Genomic DNA, 7,293 nt, shown 5'->3' with positions numbered 1-7,293 from the left:
GTCGTGGTCGCTTGTTTATGCAGCTTGATGTCCATGAACTTGCTCCCGGATGAATTGCTGAAGAAGCTCTCTCGCTGCTAGCAGAGGATAACTTCTATAGGCGATCCTATCATCCGGGACCCTACACGTAGCGAAAATTGTAGAAGAACCGTGCCAGCACGCAGTTGTTCTCATGCATGAGCAGGCGCGGCATCTTACCTGGAAAGCGAAGGTCTACACGAAAGGCGAAGGTGGTGGTGTTGATTCGTGTCACAGTATCAAGTGTTTGGTAGGAGCGTTCGAGATAGTCCAGAATTAAAGGGCCACCTTTTTCCTGCTGCACCTCAAATCCACGATAGGTATCTTCATAGTACAGGCGCAGCTTGTCGTTGAGTGGATGACGAAGGGGTTGATGTTGAGACATGAGGAGATACCTCGCTGTGGGAATGGTGAAAGATTCCGCAGCGATGGTCTTGTCGGTCGACAGGGAGATGATAGGGAATTGTAGGCGTTGACATGGACATGATGCTGACGATCATCTGAGCTTCACGTCAGGCGTTTTCCAGATGTCTGTCAGGTCAATCCTAGAAGGTTATGTTGGATGATGATTCTATAGGGAGTGGTCTGTGTGGGACCACTCCTTGGATGATCTTCCATGATCCTGGATGGGCTTTCACAAGTGAGCCCATCATGGCCAAGTAACCCATCCTTGTAGACCCTGTTATGTGCCTAGTGAATCTCCCTATAATACTTACCCGTCAGTGACGCATGTCAAAATCCCAGGGAAACCCTATCCCTGGATATGCCAATCGCCCCAGTTTCCTGGCGAATGAGGTGTCACTCACTTTTCCGGGAAATTCCGTTTTCGATCCGTACAAGACACCGCGACGCGATGACGTCACGGTTTCGCTGCACCTCATCTCACAGCGATGTAAAACATTACGTCGTCCCGACTCGTCATCCTGGAATCCATCGGGCGGATGTTCTGAAACATGTTCAGGAAGCCGGCGGAGGCCGCAAACCCCGGCTTTTTTCCGTAGCTGACGTATACCCCGATGATCCAGCGGGTGTGTCGCCCAGGATTCTGCCCGTTGTCGATTCAACCGAATCTTAAACCTGTACTACCTCCTTGAAGCCCCAAACGGACGGCTTCGTTCTCATGTCTTTCCCGATGGAGGAGGTAGTGTCATGTCCATGTCTTGTCCCAGCTGTAGCGCGTCGCGGGTGGTGTCGCGCCATCATGGGCGAAAGGTAGGAGGCTCCACGGGGGCGGTGGCCGGTACCGCTAGTGGAGCAGCCGGTGCCTGGAGTGGCGCCGAGGCCGGTGCCCTGGTGGGCGCAGTCGGTGGTCCGGTAGGGATCGCCGTCGGCAGCATCGCCGGAGCAGTCTTTGGTGGACTGATCGGCGGCACCGCGGGTGGCGTCGCCGGGGCTCGTCTGGGTAGCGAGCTGGACAACCAGATGCTCGACAATCTCGAGTGCCGCGCTTGCGGCCATACCTTTCGCCCCCACGTCGACTGATCCCTCATTACAAGCTCTCGCGCCTCCATCACTGCTTTGGTGGTGGCCCCTCGAATCTCTTTCTCAACATGCTCACGGTTGGCCCGCTTTCTTTGGAGAGCGGGCCGTTATGCCGTGTTCGTCTCTCAAGGAGCTATAGCTATGGCACATCAAATCGAACACATGGCTTACGTCGGTGACACCCCCTGGCATGGGCTGGGACAGCAACTGTCTCGTCATCAACCACTAGAGGTCTGGCGGCAGCAAGCTGGCATGGACTGGCACATTGATGAATCCCCGGTGCGTTTCATTGCCGATGGCGCGGGCCACCTGGGAAGCATCCACTCTTTCCCGGAGCAGAAGGTGCTCTACCGCTCCGATACCAAGGATCCGCTGTCGGTCGTCTCCCAGCGTTACAAGGTGGTGCAGCCGGAAGAGGTGCTGGAGTTCTACCGTGATCTGACCGAATACGCGGGTTATGAGCTCGAGACCGCCGGGGTGCTCAAGGGCGGTCGCAAGTTCTGGGCACTGGCCCGCAGCGGCCTGGGTGCCGCCCTGAAGGGGCAGGACCAGGTCAACGATTACCTGCTGTTGGCGACGTCCTGCGATGGCTCTCTGGCCACCGTCGCTATGCCGACCTCGGTGCGGGTGGTCTGCAACAACACTCTGTCCATCGCCGTGGACGGCATGTCGCAAGGAGTGAAGGTGCCGCACAGCACTGAGTTTCGGCCGCAGCTGGTCAAGCAGCAGCTGGGTATCTCCGTGTCCCAGTGGGACGACTTCATGTATCGCCTGAAGACCCTGGCCGAGCGCAAGGTTAGCCAGGAGGAGGCGAGGACCTACTTCCAGTCGGTGATCTGCAACGCCGAGGCGCCGCTGGAGGATCCGTCCAAGCTGCCCAACGTTCGCGCCCTCAACCGCGTCCAGAAGCTCTATCAGGGTGAAGGGCGGGGCTCTCGGCTGTGCACGGCGCAAGGCACCGCCTGGGGGCTACTCAACGCGGTCACCGAGTACGTGGATCACGAGAAGCGCGCCCGTAGCAACGACTATCGCATGGACTCCGCCTGGTTCGGCCAGGGCGCCGGCCTCAAGGACAAAGCGTTAGAGTCCGCCCTTGCGCTGGTGGCCTGAACGGGGTCCTAAGCTCTCCCTACCTCGCCTTTTCCCTACCACGGCATAGCGCCCGGCCCCTCAAAGGCCGGGCGTTTTTGTTTTTGGAGGTACCGATGCAACCGCTCATGACATTCGAGATCTGCCATGCCCTGACCCAGCTGACGCGTCAGTTGCTGGAGGCTCGCGAGCAATCGACCGAGACCCACGTGCTGGCCAAGGGCCAGGTCTATCGCGTGGCCGTGTCCCTGGAGCCGGTCCCGACCGAGGAGCTCCCTGAAGTCATCCAACGCTATCGATAACGGAGGCCATCATGGCAACCCACATTCATCCCAAGACCGCCGAGCAGGCACCGATCGCTCAAACCACCCAGGACAGCACCGCGATTATCCAGGTGATCGAGCGGGCCGCCCTCAATCCCGAGGTCGACATCGACAAGATGGAGCGCCTGCTGCAAATGCAGGAGCGGGTGCTCGACCGGCAGGCGCTGATGGCCTATAGCGCCGCCATGGCGGCCATGCAGACTGAGCTGCCGAGCATCGCCGAACGCGGCAAGACTAACAACGGCCACTACGCCACCCTCGAGGACATCGTCGATACCGTGCGGCCGATCATGAAGAAGCACGGCTTCGCGGTGAGCTTCCGTATTCAGACCCAGGAACGCGGCATTCAGGTGACCGGCGTGCTGATGCACCAGGACGGTCATCGTGAAGAAACCAGCATGCTGTTGCCGGCCGATACCAGCGGCAGCAAGAACGCCGTGCAGGCCTTCGGCTCCTCCACCAGCTACGGCAAGCGCTACATACTTTGCGCCCTGCTTAACATCACTACCCGCGGCCAGGATGACAACGGTCACGCCGCCGCCCCGGTCAAGCTGGTCACCCCCTTCCAGGCCGGACAGATCCGGCAGCTGATCGCCGCCTGTCCCCCGGCGACTCAGGAATGGTTCGTCGGCAAGTACGCCGAGGCCGAGCAGGTACCGCGCAGCGACTTCGACAAGCTGCGTGCCTCCCTGCAGAAGCGGGCGCAGCCCAACCATCAACATCACTGACCGGCCGGCGAGGGGCCTCCCCTCTCTGGCCTATGCCGTGTCATCGAGAAGGAGATCGTCATGCAGATCCTGACACTGGAACAGGGCACGCCCGAGTGGCATGCCGCCCGTCTCGGCATCGTCACCATGTCCGAGCTGAAGACTCTGCTGGTCAAGGGCAAGGGGCCGGGAGGCTTCGGTACCGGTGCGATGAGCTACATGCATCAGCTGATCGGCGAGCGCATCACCGGCGAGCCCTCCGATGCCTTCCAGGGCAACGCTCACACCCAGCGCGGTCATGAGCTGGAACCCGTGGCCCGGGAGCTCTATCACGAGGCCGCCGGCCTGCCCCAACTGGAGCAGGTCGGCATCATCCTCAACCACGGGGTGGGCTACTCGCCCGACTGCCTGGTCGACAGCAATGGCCTGGTCGAAATCAAGACCAAGCTGCCCAAGTACCAGATCGAGCTATTGCTGGCCGACGAGCTGCCCCAGGAGCACGTCGCTCAGTGCCAAGGCGGGCTGTGGGTCAGCGAGCGGGAGTGGATCGACTTCGTCAGCTACTGGCCGGGCATGCCGCTGTTCGTGAAGCGTGCCTACCGGGACGAGACGATGATCCGCACCATTGCCAAGCGGGTTGAGGCCTTCTACGAGGAGCTTGATCGTCGCATGGCCATGGTCATGGCGGCCTGATGCCTGATGAAAACCTGGTGGATTTACACACCTAGTGGTTGGCAGTGAGGAGGTAGTGTCCTTCGCTGAGAGGGGATGCCGTTGAAAAAATAACATGATAATGCCGACACAGCTTCCTGCTTAGGAAGCTGTGTCGGCTGGTGGAGCGGTATTTTTTTAGTCGGCGGGAATGTTGCGGCTAGGTGGAATGACGAGCGTGTTTTTTTACCCTGTTTATGCAAGGTCTCTTTCGGCTATTTTTTCTAGGATCCAGTCCTGAATTTCTTCCTCTACCCAGGCGACATTTCTTTCTCCCAAGGATACTGGTTTTGGGAATCTTTCTTCGGAAATGTATTTGTAAATGGTGGAGCGTGCAAGACCTGTAAGGCTGGTGACATCTTTAAGCTTGATTAGTCTCATGGCGCTTTCTCCAAAATTGGCTCATGAGATGTTGTTGGTGTGTAGAAATTTACGTTGTGAGTTAGGGAAGATTTATTGCAGGGCCAAGAAGGTTTGCGACCTTGATAATCGCTTCTTTTCGCTCGTCGAAGTAGTCGTAACGGTCGTAGATGCCTTCGACGCCCTTGAGCTTGTGATTCAAGCAACGCTCCGCGACATGCCCCGGTACACCAACCGCAGCGAGTAAGCTGCGGCAGGTGCGGCGCAGATCATGCACAGTAAACTCGGTGATATCGCCCATCCGGTTCTCTGGTTGCGGCTTCTTGCCAGGCTCCTTGCCAAATAGCTTGGCAATGGCACGATTCAGCGTGTCTTTGCCCATGTGGGCCCGCTTACTGCTGCGGCGATTAGGAAAGACATAGTCCGAGCCGCAGGCACGGATCTTGAGCTCTTCCAGCCAGCCGATGGTTTGCGGTGGGAGGGGAATGACGATCCCGGCGCCTGTCTTGCTGCGCTCACCGCTCAGGTTCCACCGGCCGTTCTTCAGGTCAAATTCTGACCACTGGGCTTCGGTAAGTTCGGTCTTACGTACCCCCAGGACGAGCAGTAGCGCGCAGGCGAGGTAGTTGTCGCGGCTGAAGCTGTCGCTATTGTCTCTGAAGGCTTGGAAAACGTTGCGAATCTCATCGAGGCTCAAAACCCTATCGCGGCTTTTCTCAATACCGCCTGCGTCGTTGACGTTGAAGGCTGATGCTGGGTTGTAGGTTAAAATTCCCAGTTTTATGGCGTGGTTGAACATCTGTTTAAGATACATCAGTGTGTCATTAGCTATTGTCGGCCTACCACTATTTGTTACTCGTCTAATTATTTCACGGATATCAATTGGGGTGACAGCATCCAGCGATCTACCCCCGATGAGGGGCGCCACTTCTTTTTTGTATATCCGCTTTGGAATAGCTGGGTGCTTGAGTCTTCTCTCTAGCTCCGGGTACCAGTCAGCAAACAGGTCCTCCACTGTCCTGATCAAGGCCTGGCTATCGCGTTTGCGTTCCTCGATGGGGTCAAGGCCTTCGCGTATAGACTTCTGGTTTTCAACCGCTTTCGTCCGAGCCTCGGCGAGAGAGAGGTGGGCATGTTTGCCCAGCGTCATCTCACGCCGCTTGCCAAACAGCGTGTATCGCAACATCCAGTAAGGAGTTCCTTTCCTCGGTATCATCAGGTACAGACCGTTGCCGTCGCTGTAGCGCCCTGCTTTACCCTCCTTGACAAGCGACTGGCTCTTCTTGGCGGTAAGGCTTCCCATTATTTCCTCTCGTCCCCCGTTGAAAATAAAACAAACGACCGTTTGATAGCTGCTCGGGCTAGGCTTGGGCTAGATAGGCGGCTCAATGTCATATGAGCTCGTCACTGGCGCCCAGTGGACCTTTTTGCAACGGCATTTAGAGTGCCAGCGGGCACCTCCCCCACTTTCTCCCGGTCATGCACTCGGATCGACATGGTTGGGGAGTATCTGTAAGGGTATGTGTCGGAGGGAGGAGAGGCAATGCTTTTTCTCCCCGGATTACTCCCCGATATGATCTGGATTTCCGGAGGGGTTGGTGGACCTTGGTGGACTTCTTATGTCTTTTTTTATTTGAAAAACAATAGTTTAATGGTTTTTGATGGCCTTTGGTGGATGCTACTCGATATTCTGGATCTGCTCGCGCATCTGTTCGATCAACACCTTCAACTCCACCGCGCAGCGGGTGGTGTCGGCGACGATGGACTTCGAGGAGAGGGTGTTGGCTTCGCGGTTGAGTTCCTGCATCAGGAAGTCGAGGCGGCGGCCGATGGGGCCTTTTTGCCTGAGTTGACGCTCGACTTCGGCCACGTGCGTCTCGAGACGATCGAGCTCCTCGGCGACGTCGGCCTTCTGGGCGAGCAGGGCGATTTCGGTCTCGAGACGTTGGGGGTCGAGTTCGGCCTTGAAAGCGTTCAGGCGGTCGGCCAGCTGCTGGCGCTGGTTGTCCAGAATGGCGGGCAGGTGCGCGCGGACTTCGGCCACCAGATCGCGGATGCCGGCCAGCCGTTCGCGAATCAAGGCCGCGAGACGCTCGCCTTCGCGGGCACGGCCGGCGGTCAGGTCGTCCAGTGCGGCATCGAAAAGTGCGTGCGCGGCATGCTGGACACGCTCAAGGTCGAGTCCGTCGCTTTCGAGCACGCCGGGGTGATCGAGCAGCGCCAAGGCATCGGGCATGGCGGCGTCGGGGATCTGCTCGCGGACACGTCCGAGGGCCTGGGCCAGGGTGGCCAGGCGCGTCTCGTTGACGCTGAGCGTGGCGTCGTCGTGGGCCGGATCGAAACGCAGCGTACATTCCACCTTGCCGCGCGAGAGACGCTTGCGCAGCGCCTCCCGATAGGCGGGCTCGAGATCGCGAAGGCTGTCCGGCAGGCGGAAGTGCGGTTCCAGATAGCGCTGATTCACCGAACGCAGCTCGAGCTGCAAGCTGCCCCATTCGGCGTCCTGCGTCTGCCGGGTGAAGGCGGTCATGCTGTACGCCATGCGATTCTCCTGCGCGGTATGTGGCCAATCTCACTCAATTCTGCAGTCTAACCGATTCCCG

9 protein-coding genes are annotated in these 7,293 nt (G+C 58.4%); 5 read left to right on the top strand and 4 right to left on the bottom strand.

Features of this window, described 5'->3' with window-relative positions:
• Positions 1 to 121: 121 nt before the first annotated feature.
• Entirely contained in the window at positions 122 to 403 is a 282-nt protein-coding gene (locus ABGX75_RS16415) for a hypothetical protein (RefSeq protein ID WP_347411043.1), read from the bottom strand.
• 764 nt (positions 404 to 1,167) lie between these two features.
• On the opposite strand from ABGX75_RS16415, the gene ABGX75_RS16410 reads away from it, so the two are divergent.
• The 5 genes from ABGX75_RS16410 (at position 1,168) to ABGX75_RS16390 (ending at position 4,312) form a co-directional block, all read left to right on the top strand.
• Positions 1,168 to 1,500, top strand: coding sequence for a hypothetical protein (locus tag ABGX75_RS16410; RefSeq protein WP_084075875.1), 333 nt, complete (start codon positions 1,168 to 1,170; stop codon positions 1,498 to 1,500).
• A 141-nt stretch (positions 1,501 to 1,641) separates the two neighbouring features.
• Positions 1,642 to 2,610, top strand: a complete 969-nt coding sequence (locus tag ABGX75_RS16405; protein ID WP_224113370.1) for a DUF932 domain-containing protein — start codon at positions 1,642 to 1,644, stop codon at positions 2,608 to 2,610.
• Between the two features lie 95 nt (positions 2,611 to 2,705).
• Positions 2,706 to 2,891, top strand: a complete 186-nt coding sequence (locus tag ABGX75_RS16400) for a hypothetical protein (protein WP_035414223.1) — start codon at positions 2,706 to 2,708, stop codon at positions 2,889 to 2,891.
• An 11-nt stretch (positions 2,892 to 2,902) separates the two neighbouring features.
• Entirely contained in the window at positions 2,903 to 3,640 is a 738-nt protein-coding gene (locus ABGX75_RS16395) for an ERF family protein (RefSeq protein ID WP_035414224.1), read from the top strand.
• A 60-nt stretch (positions 3,641 to 3,700) separates the two neighbouring features.
• Complete coding sequence (locus ABGX75_RS16390) at positions 3,701 to 4,312, top strand: lambda exonuclease family protein (RefSeq protein WP_035414226.1); 612 nt, start codon at positions 3,701 to 3,703, stop codon at positions 4,310 to 4,312.
• Between the two features lie 213 nt (positions 4,313 to 4,525).
• On the opposite strand, the gene ABGX75_RS16385 is transcribed toward ABGX75_RS16390, so the two are convergent.
• The 3 genes from ABGX75_RS16385 to ABGX75_RS16375 all read right to left on the bottom strand — a co-directional run bounded on the left by ABGX75_RS16385 (position 4,526) and on the right by ABGX75_RS16375 (position 7,232).
• Positions 4,526 to 4,711 carry an AlpA family transcriptional regulator gene (locus ABGX75_RS16385; RefSeq protein WP_035414227.1) on the bottom strand — a complete coding sequence of 62 codons (186 nt, stop codon included), beginning with the start codon at positions 4,709 to 4,711 and terminating at the stop codon, positions 4,526 to 4,528.
• Between the two features lie 61 nt (positions 4,712 to 4,772).
• A complete protein-coding gene (locus ABGX75_RS16380) occupies positions 4,773 to 5,993 on the bottom strand; it encodes a site-specific integrase (RefSeq protein ID WP_035414229.1) in 1,221 nt (406 codons plus the stop codon).
• Between the two features lie 375 nt (positions 5,994 to 6,368).
• The gene (locus ABGX75_RS16375; RefSeq protein ID WP_035414231.1) at positions 6,369 to 7,232 is read right to left on the bottom strand and encodes a YicC/YloC family endoribonuclease; all 864 of its coding nucleotides are present in this window, start codon (positions 7,230 to 7,232) and stop codon (positions 6,369 to 6,371) included.
• Positions 7,233 to 7,293 lie beyond the last annotated feature (61 nt).

The organism is Chromohalobacter sp., from assembly GCF_039830575.1.
Classification (GTDB): Bacteria; Pseudomonadota; Gammaproteobacteria; order Pseudomonadales; family Halomonadaceae; genus Chromohalobacter; species Chromohalobacter israelensis.
This window is presented reverse-complemented; position numbering and strand designations above follow the sequence as displayed.

Bases quoted from the DNA above. Each gene is read 5' to 3' on its own strand.
- ABGX75_RS16375 (WP_035414231.1), bottom strand. From the start codon at position 7,232: ATGGCGTACAGCATGACCGCCTTCACCCGGCAGACGCAGGACGCCGAA.
- ABGX75_RS16390 (WP_035414226.1), top strand. From the start codon at position 3,701: ATGCAGATCCTGACACTGGAACAGGGCACGCCCGAGTGGCATGCCGCC.
- ABGX75_RS16380 (WP_035414229.1), bottom strand. From the start codon at position 5,993: ATGGGAAGCCTTACCGCCAAGAAGAGCCAGTCGCTTGTCAAGGAGGGT.
- ABGX75_RS16405 (WP_224113370.1), top strand. From the start codon at position 1,642: ATGGCACATCAAATCGAACACATGGCTTACGTCGGTGACACCCCCTGG.
- ABGX75_RS16395 (WP_035414224.1), top strand. From the start codon at position 2,903: ATGGCAACCCACATTCATCCCAAGACCGCCGAGCAGGCACCGATCGCT.
- ABGX75_RS16410 (WP_084075875.1), top strand. From the start codon at position 1,168: ATGTCCATGTCTTGTCCCAGCTGTAGCGCGTCGCGGGTGGTGTCGCGC.
- ABGX75_RS16415 (WP_347411043.1), bottom strand. From the start codon at position 403: ATGTCTCAACATCAACCCCTTCGTCATCCACTCAACGACAAGCTGCGC.
- ABGX75_RS16400 (WP_035414223.1), top strand. From the start codon at position 2,706: ATGCAACCGCTCATGACATTCGAGATCTGCCATGCCCTGACCCAGCTG.
- ABGX75_RS16385 (WP_035414227.1), bottom strand. From the start codon at position 4,711: ATGAGACTAATCAAGCTTAAAGATGTCACCAGCCTTACAGGTCTTGCA.